This is a genomic window from Pseudomonas reactans (assembly GCF_013385825.1).
Taxonomy (GTDB): domain Bacteria; phylum Pseudomonadota; class Gammaproteobacteria; order Pseudomonadales; family Pseudomonadaceae; genus Aquipseudomonas; species Aquipseudomonas reactans.
Window position 1 is genome coordinate 321,280 of the sequence record NZ_JACAPG010000012.1, and the last position, 17,591, is coordinate 338,870.

Below are 17,591 nucleotides of genomic sequence, written 5' to 3' on the forward strand. Positions count from 1 at the left end.
CCGCATCGAAAGATGCAGCGCCTTTTTCATATCTGGAATGCGATCACCGCCTTTGTAGGAGCCCGGCTTGCCGGCGATAGCGTCCTTGAAACCGCTATCGCCGGGAAGCCGGGCTCCTACAGGGTTATGAGGCGATCAGTTGGCGCAGTACGTAATGCAGAATCCCGCCCGACTTGAAGTATTCCACCTCATTGAGCGTATCGATCCGGCACAACACCTCCACCTTCTCGCTGCTGCCATCCTCCCGCGTAATCACCAGCGTCAGGTTCATCCGCGGCACGATCTCCACGTCAGTCAGCCCGAGAATGTCGATCTTCTCCTTGCCGGTGAGCTTGAGCGTCTTGCGGTTCTGATCCAGCTTGAACTGCAACGGCAGCACGCCCATGCCCACCAGATTGGAGCGGTGGATACGCTCGAAACTCTCGGCGATCACCGCCTTGACCCCCAGCAGGTTGGTACCCTTGGCTGCCCAGTCACGGCTGGAGCCGGTGCCGTATTCCTGGCCGGCGACCACCACCAAGGGCGTGCCCGAGGCCTGGTACTTCATCGACGCGTCATAGATCGCCATCTTCTCGCCGGTGGGGATGTACAGCGTATTGCCGCCTTCCTCGCCGCCGAGCATTTCATTGCGGATACGGATATTGGCAAAGGTGCCACGCATCATCACTTCATGGTTGCCCCGGCGTGAGCCGTAGGAATTGAAGTCGCGCGGTTCCACGCCTTGTTCACGCAGGTAGCGACCGGCGGGGCTGTCGGTCTTGATATTGCCGGCCGGGGAGATGTGGTCGGTGGTCACCGAGTCGCCCAGCAGCGCCAGCACGTTGGCACCTTTGACGTCTTTGATGACTGGCAGAGGCCCGGCAATGTCGTCGAAGAACGGCGGATGCTGGATGTAGGTGGAATCCTTTTGCCACACGTAGGTGGCGGCCTGTGGCACTTCAATGGCTTGCCACTGCTCGTCACCGGCGAACACCTCGGCGTATTCCTTGTGGAACATACCGGTGCTGACCTGGGCCACGGCATCCGCGATTTCCTTGCTGCTGGGCCAGATGTCCTTGAGGTACACCGGCTTGCCGTCTTGGTCATTACCCAGCGGTTCGCTGCTGATATCGATGCGCACGGTGCCCGCCAAGGCATACGCCACCACCAGTGGCGGCGAAGCCAGCCAGTTGGTTTTTACCAGCGGGTGCACGCGGCCTTCGAAGTTGCGGTTACCCGACAGCACTGACGCCACCGCAAGGTCGGCTTTCTGGATGGCTTTTTCGATCGGCTCGGGCAGCGGGCCGGAGTTGCCGATGCAGGTGGTGCAGCCGTAACCCACCAAATCAAAGCCGAGCTTGTCCAGATATTGGGTGAGGCCCGCCGCTTTGTAATAGTCGGTAACCACTTTGGAGCCTGGCGCCAAGGAGGTCTTGACCCAAGGCTTGCGCGTCAGGCCCTTTTCCACGGCCTTTTTCGCCACCAGCCCGGCCGCCATCATCACGCTGGGGTTGGAGGTGTTGGTGCAGGACGTGATCGCGGCGATCACCACCGCGCCGTTTTTCAGGCGATAGGTCTGGCCGTCGTATTCATAGTCGGTTTCGCCCACCAAGTCGGCATTGCCCACGGCAACCCCGCCACCGCCTTCGCTTTCCAGGCGGCCCTCTTCTTTGTTGGTGGGTTTGAATTGCAGGTCGAGGAAGTCGCTGAACGCCTGGCCGACATTCGGCAGCGCCACACGGTCCTGCGGGCGTTTCGGCCCGGCCAGGCTAGCTTCGACGCTGCCCATGTCCAGGGCCAGGCTGTCGGTGAATACCGGCTCCTGGCCCGCGTTGCGCCACAGGCCCTGGGCTTTGGTGTAGGCCTCGACCAGCTTCACGGTTTCGGCAGGGCGGCCGGAGAGGCGCAGGTAGTCCAGCGTCACTTCATCCACGGGGAAGAAGCCGCAGGTGGCGCCGTATTCCGGGGCCATGTTGGCGATGGTGGCGCGGTCGGCCAACGGCAGATCAGCCAGGCCGTCGCCGTAGAATTCGACGAATTTACCCACCACGCCTTTCTTGCGCAGCATCTGGGTGACGGTCAGCACCAAGTCAGTGGCGGTGATGCCTTCTTTCAATTTACCGGTGAGCTTGAAGCCGATGACTTCCGGGATGAGCATCGACACCGGCTGGCCGAGCATGGCCGCTTCCGCTTCGATCCCGCCCACGCCCCAGCCGAGTACGCCCAGGCCGTTGATCATGGTGGTGTGGGAGTCGGTGCCGACCAAGGTGTCGGGGAAGGCGTAGGTGCGGCCGTCTTCGTCCTTGGTCCACACGGTGCGGCCGAGGTATTCGAGGTTGACCTGATGGCAGATGCCGGTGCCCGGTGGCACCACGCTGAAGTTGTCAAAGGCGCTCTGGCCCCAGCGCAGGAAGGCGTAGCGTTCGCCGTTGCGCTGCATTTCGATGTCGACGTTCTGCTCAAAGGCGTCGGCGTTGCCGAACTTGTCGACCATCACCGAGTGGTCAATCACCAGGTCCACGGGCGATAGCGGGTTGATGCGCTGCGGGTCGCCCCCGGCCTTGGCCACGGCGGCGCGCATGGCGGCCAGGTCGACCACGGCGGGTACGCCGGTAAAGTCTTGCATCAAAACTCGGGCGGGGCGGTACTGGATCTCACGGTCGGACTGGCGTTCCTTGAGCCAGGCGGCAATGGCCTTGAGGTCGGCGCCGGTGACGGTCTTGTTGTCTTCCCAGCGCAGCAGGTTTTCCAGCAGCACCTTCAGCGACATCGGCAGCTTGTCCAGGTCACCCAGGCTCTTGGCGGCTTCGGGCAGGCTGAAGTAGTGGTAGGTTTTGCTGTCTATTTCAAGGGTCTTAAGGGTACTCAGGCTATCAAGCGATGACATGACACGACTCCTTATGGTCCGCACGGCTACGGACCTGACGGGACGAACAGAGCTATCAACTTAGCCCTGTTTTCATTAGCAGGCTAATAACTGGACTCTATCGTTAAGTCCAAGGTTCCGAACTCCGTTATCATGCGCGGGTTTTCATGACAGGCATTGCGACAGCGCAACGTCAGTTGATTCACTTGGAGAGTTGATGAACACCCTTTTTATGCACTGCCGCCCGGGTTTTGAAGGCGAAGTCTGTTCCGAGATCGCGGACCTCGCCGCGCGCCTGAACGTTTCCGGCTACGCCAAGGCCAAGACCGGCAGCGCCTGCGCCGAATTTGTCTGCACCGAAGAAGACGGCGCCCAGCGCCTGATGCACGGCCAGCGCTTTGCCGAGCTGATCTTTCCTCGGCAGTGGGCGCGCGGGGTGTTCATCGACCTGCCGGAAACCGACCGCATCAGCGTGATTCTCGCCCACCTGCGCGAATTCCCGGTGTGCGGCAGCCTGTGGCTGGAAATGGTCGATACCAACGACGGCAAGGAACTGTCCAACTTCTGCAAGAAATTCGAAGTGCACCTGCGCAAAGCCCTGCTGAACGCCGGCAAGCTGGTGGACGACCCGAGCAAGCCGCGCCTGCTGCTGACCTTCAAGAGTGGCCGCGAAGTGTTCATGGGCCTGGCCGAGTCGAACAACTCGGCGATGTGGCCGATGGGCATTCCGCGTTTGAAATTCCCCCGCGAAGCGCCCAGCCGTTCGACCCTCAAGCTGGAAGAGGCCTGGCACCACTTCATCCCCCGCGACCAGTGGGACGAGCGCCTGCACGGCGACATGACCGGCGTCGACCTCGGCGCAGCGCCCGGCGGCTGGACCTGGCAACTGGTCAACCGTGGCATGCTGGTGACCGCCATCGACAACGGCCCGATGGCCGAAAGCCTGATGGACACTGGCCTGGTGCAGCACTTGATGGCCGACGGTTTCACCTTCGTGCCCAAGCAGCCGGTGGACTGGATGGTCTGCGACATCGTCGAAAAGCCGGCGCGTAACGCCGCGTTGCTGGAAACCTGGATCGGCGAGGGGCATTGCCGCGAGGCGGTGGTGAACTTGAAGCTGCCGATGAAACAGCGCTACGCCGAAGTGAAGCGCCTGCTGGAGCGCATCGAAGACGGCTTCAAGGCGCGCGGCATCCGCGTGGAGATCGGCTGCAAGCAGCTGTACCACGACCGTGAGGAAGTGACCTGCCACCTGCGTCGGTTGGTGGATGTGAAGAAAACCAAGGCCCGTTAATGAGGAGTAATCAATGAGTGATATTAACGACAGCCCTGTTGACGGCGTTCTCGACGCCACCGGCCTCAATTGCCCGGAACCCGTGATGATGCTGCACCAGCACATCCGCGACCTGGCGCCCGGTGGCTTGCTCAAGGTGATCGCGACCGACCCGTCCACGCGCCGCGATATTCCCAAGTTCTGCGTGTTCCTCGACCACGAACTGGTGGGTCAGCAGGAGCAGGCCGGCACGTACCTGTACTGGATCCGCAAAAAAGCCGACTGATCACTCGATGTACTGTAGGAGCGAGCTTGCTCGCGAAAATCCTCAAGGATAACGTGGCGCACCTGGGTTAACGCGGCGCTCTCGGGTTTTTCGCGAGCAAGCTCGCTCCTACAGGTGTGCCTTGTCAGCGCGGATACGCCGGCGTGCACTGCGCGCCAGGCGCACAAGCAACATCCCCGCCGCACAGCTCAGCCCCACGATCAGCCCTTGCCACAAGCCGCTTGGGCCGCTCGGCTCGCCCAGCCAATTCGTCAGCCCTAGGGCGTAACCCACCGGCAGGCCAACGCCCCAATAGGCGAACAAGGTCAGTACCATCGTCACTCGGGTGTCCTGGTAACCACGCAGTGCGCCAGCCGCCGTGACCTGGATCGAGTCGGAAAACTGGAACAGTGCCGAGAACACGATCAGCGTCGAAGCCAGGTGAATGACCACCGGGTCCGGCGTATAGATCGCCGCAATCTGCTCGCGAAACAGCAACATCAGGCTGCAGGACAGGCAGGCGTAGGCCAATGCCGTGCCCATGCCCACCCCTGCGGCGAAGCGTGCTTCACGCGGTTCGCCACGCCCCAGGGCCTGGCCGACTCGCACAGTGACGGCCATGCTCAGGGAGTAGGGGATCATGAACACCAGAGAGCTGACGTTCAGCGCGATCTGATGACCGGACACCACCGTGGCTCCCAAGCTGCCCAGCAGCAGGGCGATCACCGCAAAAATGCTCGACTCGGCAAAGATCGCCACGCCAATCGGCAGGCCAATGCCCAGTACGCGCTTGATCACCGCCCATTGCGGCCAGTCGAAGCGCTTGAACAATTCGCTGCTCTGGTAGGCCGGCCCCCAGCGGGTCCAGGCGGCCAGGCCAAGCATCATCGCCCACATCGAAATAGCCGTGGCCCAGCCGCAGCCTACGCCGCCCATGGCCGGCAGGCCGAGGTGACCGTAGATGAAGATGTAGTTCAGCGGAATGTTCAGCGCCAGGCCGAAGAGGCCCATGACCATGCTCGGCAGCGTACGACCCAGGCCGTCACTGAAGCAGCGCAGCACGTAATAGAACGCAATGGCCGGCATACCGGCGGCGATGCCATGCAAGTAACCCATGGTGGGCGCGATCAGGTCCGGCTCAACCTTCATTGCATGCAGGATCGGCTCGGCGCAGAGCAGCAGCAGTGAGCCGATGATGCCGACCACCAAGGCCAGCCACAATGACTGACGCACCAGAGGCCCGATTTCGCTGTACTGGCCCGCGCCGTAGCGTTGGGCGACTTTCGGCGTGGTGGCCAGCAGCGTACCGCTCATCAGCAGGTAGACCGGAATCCAGATCGAGTTGCCCAGGCCCACCGCCGCCAAGTCTTGGGGACTGACGCGGCCGGCCATCACCGCATCGACAAAACTCATCGCAGTAGTGGCCAGTTGGCCGACCATGATCGGCAGGGCGAGCGTCAGCAGGCCGCCGACTTCCCGGCTGATGCGGGCGGGGCGGCTGAGGGTGGCAGAGGCAGTGTTCACGTACAGGTGTCCAATAAAGGGATGCGCAAGGACCGCGGATTCTACGCTTTGACGCATTGGTCAGGAAAAATCCTGTGTTAGGGATTTGTAAGCGCGGGCCGCGATCCCTGTACACTGCGGGTCCGCGAAAGGAGCCTGCCATGCTGATTGTTGCCGACGAAAATATTCCGCTGCTCGATGCATTCTTCCAGGGATTTGGCGAGATCCGCCGCGTGCCCGGCCGTTCCATCGACCGCGCCACGGTCGAACAGGCTGATGTGTTGCTGGTGCGCTCGGTGACCAACGTCAACCGAGCCCTGCTGGAGGGCACGCACGTGCGCTTTGTCGGCACCTGCACCATCGGCACCGATCACCTGGACCTCGATTATTTCAAGCAGGCCGGCATCCAGTGGTCCAGCGCCCCCGGCTGCAATGCCCGTGGCGTGGTGGATTATGTGCTGGGCAGCCTGATGACCCTGGCTGAAATCGAAGGTGCCGACCTCACTCAGCGCACCTATGGCGTGGTCGGGGCCGGTGAAGTCGGCGGGCGGCTGGTCAAGGTGCTCAAGGGCCTGGGCTGGAACGTGCTGGTGTGTGACCCACCACGGCAGATTGCCGAAGACGGCGATTACGTCAGCCTGGAGCAGATCATCGAGCAGTGCGATGTGATCAGCCTGCACACGCCGTTGACCAAGTCCGGCAATGGCTCCACCTGGCACCTGTTCGACCGCCAGCGGCTCAACCAGCTCAAGCCCGGCACTTGGCTGATCAACGCCAGCCGTGGCCCGGTGGTGGACAACGCCGCCCTGCGCGAGGTGTTACTGGCGCGCGAAGACCTGCAAGCGGTGCTGGATGTGTGGGATGGCGAGCCTGAAGTGGACGTGGACCTGGCGGACCTGTGCGTGCTGGCCACGCCGCACATTGCCGGCTACAGCCTGGATGGCAAGCAACGCGGCACGGCGCAGATCTATCAGGCGTTCTGCGCGCACCTGGGGCAGGCGCCGAGCATTCAGTTGAGTGATTTGCTGCCGCCGCCGTGGTTGGCCGAGGTGCAGTTGAATGCGTCCACCGACCCGGCCTGGGCGCTCGCGACCCTGTGCCGCAGTGTGTACGACCCACGCCGTGATGATGCGGATTTCCGGCGTAGCCTGGTAGGAACGGTTGAAGAGCAGCGTAAGGCGTTTGACATGCTGCGCAAGCACTACCCGGAGCGCCGCGAGATTGATGGCTTGAAGGTGCAAATCAACGGTGAATCGGCGGTGCTATCGAACATCGTCGAAGCATTGGGCGCCGTGAGCGTTTAGACCCCCATAAAAAACCCGGCCACCTGGGCCGGGTTTGCAAGAGCGTCGGCGCTTCAGCCTTGCTGGGCAGGCTTGACCAGTCGCTGTTCCAGTTCGCTGCACGCTTGCTGGATCATCTCTTCGGTAATCTGCACATCTTTGCCATTGGCATCGACGTACCAGCAGGGCAATTGCTGCGGCTGGCGGATTACTTCAATCTTGGCATCGCTGCTGTTTTGCAAGGTCATGGCCTGTCTCCTCATCAGGTTGTGTACCCATTCTGCTTATCACTCTAAGCCGCCCGCGTGACCAGGCTGTTACAACTCCTTTCAAAGTCACCGGTTCGAATACCCAGTCCACCAGAAACCGATACAAATTTCCAGCCAGGGGTTAGACCGATAGCCTCTAGGGTTAGGTATCGGCGGGCATAATTAACCTGACTCATTGTTATTTACCCAAGTTCCCCCAATGTTGAGTACAGGTTCCTCATTGGTGATGCCCTCCATGTTCTCAGTCCGTCAACGCCGCGCGATCCGCCTGGCCAGCCGCTTCATCGCGCCCTACCGCTGGCAGGCGCTCGGCGCCCTGTTGGCGCTGATCGTCACGGCCGGTATCACCTTGTCCATGGGGCAGGGCATCCGCCTGCTGGTGGATCAGGGCTTCATGACCCAATCCCCGCACTTGCTCAACCAGTCCATCGGCCTGTTCATGGTCCTGGTGCTGGGGCTGGCAGTGGGCACCTTCGCACGGTTTTATCTGGTGTCGTGGATCGGCGAGCGGGTGGTGGCGGACATCCGTCGGCAAGTGTTCAACCATTTGATCTACCTGCATCCAGGCTTTTACGAGAACAATCGCAGTTCGGAGATCCAGTCGCGGCTGACCACCGACACCACGTTGCTGCAATCGGTGATCGGCTCGTCGTTATCACTGTTCCTGCGTAACGCCTTGATGGTCATCGGCGGCATCGTGTTGCTGTTTGTCACCAACCCCAAACTCACCAGTATCGTGGTGGTGGCGTTGCCGTTGGTGCTGGCCCCGATACTCATTTTCGGCCGCCGGGTGCGCACCCTGTCGCGGCAAAGCCAGGACCGCATCGCCGACGTAGGCAGCTATGTGTCCGAGACCCTCGGCCAGATCAAGACCGTGCAGGCCTACAACCACCAGGTGCAGGACGAGCAGCGTTTCGCCGTGACCGTGGAAGACGCCTTCACCACTGCGCGCAAACGCATCACCCAGCGCGCCTGGCTGATTACCCTGGTGATCATGCTGGTGCTCGGTGCCGTGGGTGTGATGCTGTGGGTCGGCGGCATGGACGTGATCAGTGGGCGCATATCCGGCGGTGAGCTGGCGGCGTTCGTGTTCTACAGCCTGATCGTCGGCAGCGCCGTCGGCACCCTGAGCGAAGTGCTCGGTGAGTTGCAACGCGCTGCCGGCGCCGCTGAGCGGATTGGCGAGCTGTTGCAGTCGAGCAACGAAATCCAGGCGCCGAGCGCAGGCACCGTCCAATTGCCCGCCCGTGTCAGCGGCCGCATGGAGCTGCAAGACCTGCGGTTTTCCTATCCCTCACGGCCGGACAGCTACGCCATCGACGGCCTAAACCTGACCATCAATGCCGGCGAAACCCTCGCGCTGGTGGGCCCCTCCGGCGCGGGTAAATCGACGATTTTTGACTTGCTGCTGCGCTTCTACGACCCCCAGCAAGGCCGCATCCTGCTCGAAGGCCACCCGCTGACCGAACTCGACCCCATGGACCTGCGTCGTCACTTCGCCCTGGTGTCCCAGAGCCCGGCGCTGTTCTTCGGCAGCGTCGAAGACAACATCCGCTACGGCAACCCGACCGCCACTCGGGAACAGGTCGAAGCCGCTGCTCGCATCGCCCATGCCCACGACTTCATCCTGCAAATGCCCGACGGCTACCAGACCCACCTCGGCGACGGCGGCATGGGCCTCTCCGGCGGCCAACGCCAACGCCTGGCCATCGCCCGCGCGCTGCTGGTGGACGCGCCGATCCTGCTGCTCGACGAAGCCACCAGTGCCCTCGATGCCCAGAGTGAACACTTGATCCAGCAAGCGCTGCCGCAGTTGATGCAAGGGCGCACCACCCTGGTGATCGCCCATCGACTGGCCACGGTGAAGAACGCCGACCGGATCGCGGTGATGGACCAGGGCAAGTTGGTGGCGGTGGGCACGCATCAGCAGTTGATTGCGAGCAATGCGTTGTATGCGCGATTGGCGGCGTTGCAGTTCAGTGATGGGCTTGAAGAACACGCATCACACTAAAGTACAGTCCATAAAAAATGCCCGCATTTCTCAATGCGGGCATCGATGTCTCTGTAGGAGCGAGCTTGCTCGCGAAAAACGTCAACGATAACGTAGCTATCCTGGTTTTAAGCGGCGTCCTCAGGTTTTTCGCGAGCAAGCTCGCTCTTACATAGTGGCCTACTGATCATCAAAATACCGCTCATGCCAATCCACCAGCGGCTGTGGTGAATTGAGCTTCTGCCCGTAGATCACCGAATAAGACAGCACGTTCTGCACATACTGGCGGGTTTCGTCGAACGGGATGCTTTCCACCCACACGTCGAAACTCAGGTGGTCCGCGCCGCGCAGCCACTGGCGTACACGGCCGGGACCGGCGTTGTAGGCGGCAGAGGCGAGTACGCGGTTGCCGTTGAACTGGCTGTGCACCTGGCTCAGGTAGGCGGCGCCGAGCTGGATGTTCTTGTCCGGGTCCAGCACTTGGGCCGGGGAGGCCAGGGGGATGCTGAACTTGCGCGCGGTTTCCTTGGCAGTGCCAGGCATCAGTTGCATCAGGCCACTGGCACCGACGCCGGAGCGGGCGTCGTCCATGAAGGCACTTTCCTGACGGGTAATTGCGAACACCCAGCTGGAATGCAGGCCGCGCACCTTGGCTTCACGCACCAGCGTGTCGCGGTGCGCCATCGGGAAGCGGATGTCCAGGTCATCCCAGTACTGCGCTTGGCTGATGGTGCGGATCGCTGGGAAGTACCACTTCATGTCATAGGCCAGCTTGGCCTGGGCGACCATCTCGTCACGGTTGAAGTGACGGCTGACGTGGTACCACTCACGACGGCCATCGACGATCTGGCCACGGGCATAGAATTCCAGCGCACGGCGTACGCCCGGAGTGTTGCGCACTTTGTTGACCAGCGCCTGGCTCATCAGTAGCGGTTTGTTCTTCAACTGATACGGGGCTTTGGAGCGATCTGCCGCAAGGAAACCGTAGAAGTCACGCTCTTGTGCCAGGTTCTTGTACAACACCAGTGCTTGGGGGTTCTTCGGCTCGGCCAGCTCCAGGCTGCGGGCCTGCCAGTAGCGCCAGCGGTTGGTGGTCGCCAAGTCCTGTGGGAGTTTGCGGGTCAACTGGTAGGCATCTTCCCAACGTGCCAGGCGCAGCAGCAAGCGCAGGCGCCATTCGGAGACGGTGTTGTCGCGCAACTCGGGATCGTACTTTGTCATCACTTCAAGGGCGCGGGGGTCATAGCGCTTGGCCAACGTCAGGCCGATTTCCCGGGCGATCGACACTTTTTCGTCACGGGAGAAGTGCATGCTGCTGGCGTAGCCGTCGAGCAGGGCCATGGCCTTGTCCGGATCCTGGCGGGCCAGGCGACGCAAGCCCAGGCCCACGGCGTCCGACATGGCCTCGGTAGCCGGCAGGAAGCGTGACGGGTCGCTGAGCATGTCGGGCTTTTGCGCCACGTCCACCATCAGGCGGCCTTGGGCGCCGAGGGTGGGCAGCGTTTTCACCAGGCTGTTGGCGAGTGCGTAGTTGCGCGCTTCGGCGGCGAGTTTGGCGCGGTCCCAGATCTTCTGTTCGGTGAGCTGCCCGTCAGCCGCCCATTGGCCGAAGGTGGCATCGCAGGCAGCCGGTTGAGACTTGCCGGTCATCCAGAGCTTTTCGGTGGTCTTGTAGCCTTCGGCTTTCAGGTTGTGGGTGAGCTGGTACTGGCCCTGAAGGCAGTCCAGCTCAACGAAATTGAGCTTGGTGTCGTAGTACTTTTCAAAGGTCTGCCAATCGCCACGCTCGGCCAGCCAGCGCAACCAGCGCAGCTTCATCCAGTTGGCCTGGGGCAGGTCGCCGTTTTTGGCGAGGAACTGCTCGATTTCCTGGTTGCTCGCGGTTTTCAGGCGCGCCGTCAGTTCGTCGTAGGCCAGGTAAGGCGTCAGCGGGTAATCGGCCAGGGCCTGGCTGTATTGCATGTACGGGCCGGTATCGCCCTTGGCCAAGGCGCGTTTGGCTTCATCGTAATATTGACGTTGGGTGGTGAGGTCCACGGCCTGGGCGGATTGAACGGCGGTGGCGGAAAGAAGCAGAGAAGATAAAAAGCTGAAAAGGCGACTGCGCATGAGACGTCCGTGCAGAGGAATCTGGACAAGTGCCGACGTCGTCGACACTGATTGCCCCTAGCTTAGCCTTTTGCCCGACGCAGACGAAAGCTTTGCTGGGCGGTTCGTTCAAGTTCGTTGGAAATGTCCTACAGAACGTGTCGGCAACGAAAATGCCAGCCGCATCCCACCCCTAACTCAGGTAGAATGCGCGCCCAGTTTTTGGAGAAGCGTATGACCCTGCTCAAATTCAGCGATGTGTCCCTTGCTTTCGGCGCTATGCCGTTGTTGGACAAGGTGTCCTGGCAGATCGCCCGTGGTGAGCGGGTGTGCATCATCGGCCGCAACGGCACCGGCAAATCCAGCATGATGAAGCTGGTAAAAGGCGACCAGAAGCCCGATGACGGCTCCGTATGGCGCGCGCCGGGCCTCAAGATCGGCGAATTGCCGCAAGAATTGCCGGTGGCCGACGGACGGACAGTGTTCGACGTGGTTGCCGAAGGCCTCGACGGCGTGGGCGCACTGCTCGCCGAATACCATCACCTGGCGCAGAACTGCGTCACCGAAGACGACCTGAACAAGCTGATGCACGTCCAGCAAGACCTCGAAGCCCGTGATGGCTGGCGCTTGCAGCAACTGGTCGACAGCACCTTGAGCCGCCTGCAACTGCCGGCCGACAAGACCCTCGCCGAGTTGTCCGGCGGCTGGCGTCGCCGCGTGCTGCTGGCCCAAGCCTTGGTGTCCGAGCCGGATCTGCTGCTGCTCGACGAACCGACCAACCACCTGGACATTGGCGCGATTGCCTGGCTGGAAGAAGCCCTCAAGGAATTCCAGGGCGCCGTGCTGTTCATCACGCACGACCGTTCCTTCCTGCAGAACCTGGCGACCCGCATCCTCGAACTGGACCGTGGTGGCCTGATCGACTGGAACGGCGACTACGCCAGCTTCCTGGTGCACAAGGAAGCTGCGCTGGCCGCCGAAGAGACCGCCAACGCGCTGTTCGACAAGAAGCTGGCCCAGGAAGAAGTCTGGATCCGCCAGGGCATCAAGGCCCGTCGTACCCGTAACGAAGGCCGCGTAAGGGCTTTGAAAGCGCTGCGTGTCGAGCGTAGCGAACGCCGCGAGCGCACCGGCAAAGCGAATATCCAGCTGGACACCGCCGACAAGTCGGGCAAGCAAGTGATGGTGCTGGAGAACGTCAGCTTCCATCACCCGGACGGCCCGTTCCTGATCAAGGACTTCTCCATGGTCCTGCAGCGCGGCGACCGTATCGGCCTGCTGGGCGCCAACGGCACCGGCAAGACCACCTTGCTCAAGCTGATGCTCAGCGGACTGCAGCCGACCAGCGGCACCGTGGAAGAGGGCACGCGCATTGACGTGGCCTACTTCGACCAGTTGCGCCATCAGTTGGACCTGGAAAAGACCGTGATCGACAACGTTGCCGAAGGCCGCGACTTTATCGACATCGACGGCCAGAGCCGCCACGTGCTCAGCTACCTGGGCGACTTCCTGTTCAGCCCGCAGCGTGCACGTACCCCGGTGAAAGCCTTGTCCGGTGGCGAGCGTGCGCGCCTGCTGCTGGCCAAGCTGTTCAGCAAGCCGGCCAACCTGCTGGTGCTCGATGAACCGACCAACGACCTCGACGTGGAAACCCTCGAACTGTTGGAAGAGGTGCTGCTGACCTTCAACGGCACTGTGCTGATGGTGAGTCACGACCGGGCATTCCTCGACAACGTGGTCACCAGCACCCTGGTCTTCGAAGGTGAAGGCAAGGTGCGTGAATACGTCGGTGGTTACCAGGACTGGCTGCGCCAGGGCGGCTCGCCGCGCCTGCTGGGTGTGACCGAGAGCAAGTCTGGCAAGGCCGACTTGAACTCGGCGGTGGTGGCCCCAGTGGCGGCGGCTGCGCCGGCTGTAGAGGCGGCTCCGGTGGGCAAGAAGAAGCTCAGCTACAAGCTGCAGCGTGAGCTGGAAGCCTTGCCGGGTGATATCGAGGCCAAGGAACAGCAGATTGCCGCCGTCGAAGCGGACATGGCTGACGCCGGTTTCTACCTGCGTCCGGCGGCGGAAACCGCCAAGGTCATCGCCTCCCTGGAGAAACTGAACCAGGAGCTGGAAGTGCTGGTTGAGCGTTGGGCCGAGTTGGATGCCTGAGTGAATCCAGTGCATTAAAAAACCCGGTGCTCATCTGATGAGCACCGGGTTTTTTATATGAAATGCGCTTCAACTGTAGGAGCTGGCTTGCCAGCGATTGCATTCTGTCAGTTGATACATGTGCTGGCTGACACTCCGCTATCGCTGGCAAGCCAGCTCCTACAGGGGGATTTATGAGGCTTTGTTCAGTTTGACGGCCAGCACATCGCACGGCGCACCGTGCAGCACGTCATTGGCTGTAGAACCCAGCAACAATGCCAAACCGTGACGGCCATGGCTGCCGACCACGATCAGGTCACAACCCTTTTCCTTGGCCAGATGATGGATTTCCTGGCGCGGTTGGCCGTAGGTGAGGTGGCAGTCTTCCTTTTTCAAGTGCGGGTATTTGAGAATCAAACGGTCGAGGCGCTCTTTGGCCTGATCGAACTGTTGTTGCTGCAACTGGGAAAGATCCATCGGCACGTCACCGCCAAAGGCCATGGCCATGGGCTCGACGATATGCACCAGCGACAGTATGGCGCCATTGGCCAATGCTGACTCCTGCGCGCGCTTGATCACTGGATCGCACTCTTCGGTCAGATCAACAGCGACCAGAATATGTTGGTAGGGCATGAGGCGTTCCTCCAAGGGACTGCAATAAGTTCAGTATGGCTGCTTTCAAGCGGATGGGGTTGCGTCAGGTCAAATCCGCTCATCTAGAAATTCGGGAGTACACATATGACGGTCTGGATAGTGGTGTCAATCCTTGTGGTGGTTCTGAGCCCTCTGGCATGGCTGCGCCCGTCGCGCCATCAGAGCGGGCGCATGGCCCTGCGTATGGAGGCACGCCGCATTGGCCTGGCCATGCAGTTGTCGCCCCAGGAATGGCCGCATTGGCTCAAGCAAGAGCCGCCGAGCCCGTGCGCGCAGTATTGCCGGCCACGACGCGGCAGCACGCCGGCGATCTGGAGTTACTGGCAGTTGGAGCCGGGGGTATGGGTGAATCAGTGGCGTGAAGTCTGCACTGATGAAAAGTTGTTGCCGTATTTTGCGAAGCTGCCGGACAACGTCTACAAGATCGAGGCGGACAAGCAGATGATCGCTCTGTATTGGGGTGAGAAGGGTGAGCCCAGCGTCCTGAAGGATATCGATACGCTGCTTAAAGCCCTGGCCTGAGAGCGGCTCTCTGTAGGAGCGAGCTTGCTCGCGAAAAGCCCGAGGGCGCCGCATTAACCCAGATGCGCTGCGTTATCGTTGACGATTTTCGCGAGCAAGCTCGCTCCTACAGAAACGCTGGGCAATAAAAAGCCCGACATCATCATCGGGCTGGAGTTGGCCAGGCAGGCCGGTAATTCTGTGTTCCCTGCGTCGGATATTCATCCAGGCGCGGTACGGTTGTCGCTAGCGTAGCGGCATATCCCGTTCTGTACAGCCCTTTCCCACATCTTTTACCTTATTGATTTCGTGAATAGTTGAATATTGACGAGTCGCGGGCTTAGGGTTGGGGTTCTGAAATGACTGGAAAGTCGCGTTTTTCCTAGCCTTTCGAGCGATTGACAATTGCCCGGAATTGGATGAAGGTGGCGTACCCAAATCAAACGGGCGTATGAATTGAGCGTTTGTCTGTCAGACCGCTCATACAGAATCCCGACTATCGCATTGGCGGGTGTGCCTGGCGGATTGGCGTGAACATTGGCGAATTCGTCAATGTCCAACCAGAGGCCAGCGTCCAATGTGTACTGTTCAGCTTCCATATCGTGGAGATCAGTTGATGATTTACGAAGGTAAAGCCATCACGGTTAAGGCTCTTGAAAGTGGCATCGTCGAACTGAAATTCGACCTCAAGGGTGAGTCCGTCAACAAGTTCAACCGTCTAACCCTGAATGAATTGCGTCAGGCCGTAGACACCATCAAAGCAGATGCTTCGGTCAAGGGCGTGATCGTTTCCAGCGGCAAGGACGTGTTCATCGTCGGCGCTGACATCACCGAATTCGTCGACAACTTCAAGCTGCCCGATGCCGAGCTGGTGGCTGGCAACCTCGAAGCCAACAAGATTTTCAGCGATTTTGAAGACCTCAACGTACCGACCGTCGCCGCGATCAACGGCATCGCGTTGGGCGGCGGCCTGGAAATGTGCCTGGCGGCAGACTTCCGCGTCATGTCGGCCACGGCCAAGATCGGCCTGCCTGAAGTCAAGCTGGGCATCTACCCAGGTTTCGGCGGCACCGTACGCCTGCCGCGCCTGATCGGTGCCGACAACGCCATCGAGTGGATTGCCGCCGGCAAGGAAAACCGTGCTGAAGACGCGCTGAAAGTCGGTGCCGTCGACGCTGTGGTTGCCCCGGAAAAACTGGCCGAAGCCGCACTGAACCTGATCAAGGGCGCCATCAGCGGCGAATTTGACTACAAGGCCAAGCGTCAGCCGAAGCTGGAAAAACTCAAGCTCAACGCCATCGAGCAAATGATGTCGTTCGAAACCGCCAAAGGTTTCGTGGCTGGCCAAGCCGGCCCGAACTACCCGGCGCCGGTTGAAGCGATCAAGACCATCCAGAAAGCCGCGAACTTCGGTCGCGACAAAGCCCTGGAAGTGGAAGCAGCTGGCTTCGTCAAACTGGCGAAAACCTCCGCAGCCCAGAGCCTGATCGGCCTGTTCCTGAACGACCAGGAGCTGAAGAAAAAGGCCAAGGCCTACGACGAAATCGCCAAGGACGTGAAACAGGCTGCCGTACTCGGCGCCGGTATCATGGGCGGCGGTATCGCCTATCAGTCGGCGTCCAAAGGCACGCCGATCCTGATGAAAGACATCAACGAGCACGGCATCGAGCAAGGCCTGGCAGAAGCCGCCAAGCTGCTGGTCGGCCGCGTGGACAAAGGTCGCATGACCGCCGCGAAAATGGCTGAAGTGCTTAACGGCATTCGTCCTACGCTGTCCTACGGCGATTTCGGCCACGTCGACCTGGTGGTCGAAGCGGTTGTCGAGAACCCGAAGGTCAAGCAAGCCGTGCTGGCCGAAGTGGAAGCCCAGGTTAAGGACGACACCATCCTCGCGTCCAACACCTCGACCATTTCCATCTCGCTGCTGGCCAAGGCCCTCAAGCGTCCGGAAAACTTCGTCGGCATGCACTTCTTCAACCCGGTGCACATGATGCCGCTGGTGGAAGTGATCCGTGGCGAGAAGTCCAGCGAGCTGGCGGTTGCCACCACCGTTGCCTACGCCAAGAAAATGGGCAAGAACCCGATCGTGGTCAACGACTGCCCGGGCTTCCTGGTCAACCGCGTGCTGTTCCCGTACTTCGGCGGTTTCGCCAAGCTGGTCAGCGCCGGTGTGGACTTCGTGCGCATCGACAAAGTCATGGAAAAATTCGGCTGGCCGATGGGCCCGGCGTACCTGATGGACGTGGTCGGCATCGACACCGGCCACCATGGTCGCGACGTCATGGCTGAAGGTTTCCCGGACCGCATGAAAGACGACCGCCGTTCGGCGATCGACGCGCTGTACGAGGCCAAGCGCCTGGGCCAGAAGAACGGCAAGGGTTTCTACGCCTACGAGGCCGACAAGAAGGGCAAGCAGAAGAAAGTGGCCGACCCGTCGGTGCACGAAGTGCTGGCTCCGGTCATCTACGAACAGCGTGAGGTGTCGGACGAAGACATCATCAACTGGATGATGATCGCCCTGTGCCTGGAAACCGTACGTTGCCTGGAAGACGGCATCGTCGAGACCGCCGCCGAAGCCGATATGGGCCTGGTGTACGGTATTGGTTTCCCTCCATTCCGTGGTGGTGCGCTGCGTTACATCGATTCGATCGGTGTGGCCGAGTTCGTTGCCCTGGCTGATCAATACGCTGATTTGGGCCCGCTGTACCACCCGACCGCGAAGCTGCGTGAAATGGCCAAGAACGGCCAGCGCTTCTTCGGTTAAGTGCCCAGACGACTAGAGCGAGA

12 protein-coding genes are annotated in these 17,591 nt (G+C 61.0%); 7 read left to right on the plus strand and 5 right to left on the minus strand.

Features of this window, described 5'->3' with window-relative positions:
- Positions 1-124: 124 nt before the first annotated feature.
- Positions 125-2,866 (minus strand): aconitate hydratase AcnA, encoded by a 2,742-nt coding sequence (gene acnA / locus HX868_RS15520; RefSeq protein ID WP_177003455.1) that lies wholly within the window; start codon positions 2,864-2,866, stop codon positions 125-127.
- A gap of 196 nt (positions 2,867-3,062) precedes the next feature.
- Between acnA and rlmM the strand changes: the two genes are divergently transcribed.
- Together rlmM and tusA are read left to right on the plus strand one after the other, a co-directional pair.
- The gene (gene rlmM / locus HX868_RS15525) at positions 3,063-4,139 is read left to right on the plus strand and encodes a 23S rRNA (cytidine(2498)-2'-O)-methyltransferase RlmM (RefSeq protein WP_016975248.1); all 1,077 of its coding nucleotides are present in this window, start codon (positions 3,063-3,065) and stop codon (positions 4,137-4,139) included.
- A 13-nt stretch (positions 4,140-4,152) separates the two neighbouring features.
- Complete coding sequence (tusA, locus tag HX868_RS15530) at positions 4,153-4,404, plus strand: sulfurtransferase TusA (protein WP_177003456.1); 252 nt, start codon at positions 4,153-4,155, stop codon at positions 4,402-4,404.
- 108 nt (positions 4,405-4,512) lie between these two features.
- Here the strand turns inward: tusA and HX868_RS15535 are convergent, their stop codons facing one another.
- A complete protein-coding gene (locus HX868_RS15535; RefSeq protein ID WP_177003457.1) occupies positions 4,513-5,907 on the minus strand; it encodes an MATE family efflux transporter in 1,395 nt (464 codons plus the stop codon).
- 140 nt (positions 5,908-6,047) lie between these two features.
- On the opposite strand from HX868_RS15535, the gene pdxB reads away from it, so the two are divergent.
- Positions 6,048-7,190, plus strand: a complete 1,143-nt coding sequence (gene pdxB / locus HX868_RS15540) for a 4-phosphoerythronate dehydrogenase PdxB (protein WP_177003458.1) — start codon at positions 6,048-6,050, stop codon at positions 7,188-7,190.
- Between the two features lie 53 nt (positions 7,191-7,243).
- Here the strand turns inward: pdxB and HX868_RS15545 are convergent, their stop codons facing one another.
- Positions 7,244-7,417, minus strand: a complete 174-nt coding sequence (locus HX868_RS15545; protein ID WP_016975252.1) for a PA1571 family protein — start codon at positions 7,415-7,417, stop codon at positions 7,244-7,246.
- 247 nt (positions 7,418-7,664) lie between these two features.
- Between HX868_RS15545 and HX868_RS15550 the strand changes: the two genes are divergently transcribed.
- Entirely contained in the window at positions 7,665-9,449 is a 1,785-nt protein-coding gene (locus HX868_RS15550; protein ID WP_177003459.1) for an ABC transporter transmembrane domain-containing protein, read from the plus strand.
- A 159-nt stretch (positions 9,450-9,608) separates the two neighbouring features.
- Here the strand turns inward: HX868_RS15550 and HX868_RS15555 are convergent, their stop codons facing one another.
- Positions 9,609-11,537 carry a transglycosylase SLT domain-containing protein gene (locus tag HX868_RS15555; protein ID WP_177003460.1) on the minus strand — a complete coding sequence of 643 codons (1,929 nt, stop codon included), beginning with the start codon at positions 11,535-11,537 and terminating at the stop codon, positions 9,609-9,611.
- A gap of 213 nt (positions 11,538-11,750) precedes the next feature.
- Between HX868_RS15555 and HX868_RS15560 the strand changes: the two genes are divergently transcribed.
- The gene (locus tag HX868_RS15560) at positions 11,751-13,670 is read left to right on the plus strand and encodes an ATP-binding cassette domain-containing protein (RefSeq protein ID WP_016975256.1); all 1,920 of its coding nucleotides are present in this window, start codon (positions 11,751-11,753) and stop codon (positions 13,668-13,670) included.
- A gap of 171 nt (positions 13,671-13,841) precedes the next feature.
- On the opposite strand, the gene HX868_RS15565 is transcribed toward HX868_RS15560, so the two are convergent.
- Complete coding sequence (locus HX868_RS15565) at positions 13,842-14,282, minus strand: universal stress protein (protein ID WP_177003461.1); 441 nt, start codon at positions 14,280-14,282, stop codon at positions 13,842-13,844.
- A gap of 105 nt (positions 14,283-14,387) precedes the next feature.
- Here HX868_RS15565 and HX868_RS15570 point away from each other — a divergent pair, with 105 nt between their 5' ends.
- Both HX868_RS15570 and fadB read left to right on the plus strand, forming a co-directional pair.
- The gene (locus HX868_RS15570) at positions 14,388-14,825 is read left to right on the plus strand and encodes a hypothetical protein (RefSeq protein ID WP_177003462.1); all 438 of its coding nucleotides are present in this window, start codon (positions 14,388-14,390) and stop codon (positions 14,823-14,825) included.
- A 595-nt stretch (positions 14,826-15,420) separates the two neighbouring features.
- A complete protein-coding gene (gene fadB, locus HX868_RS15575) occupies positions 15,421-17,568 on the plus strand; it encodes a fatty acid oxidation complex subunit alpha FadB (RefSeq protein WP_095015132.1) in 2,148 nt (715 codons plus the stop codon).
- Positions 17,569-17,591: the final 23 nt, after the last annotated feature.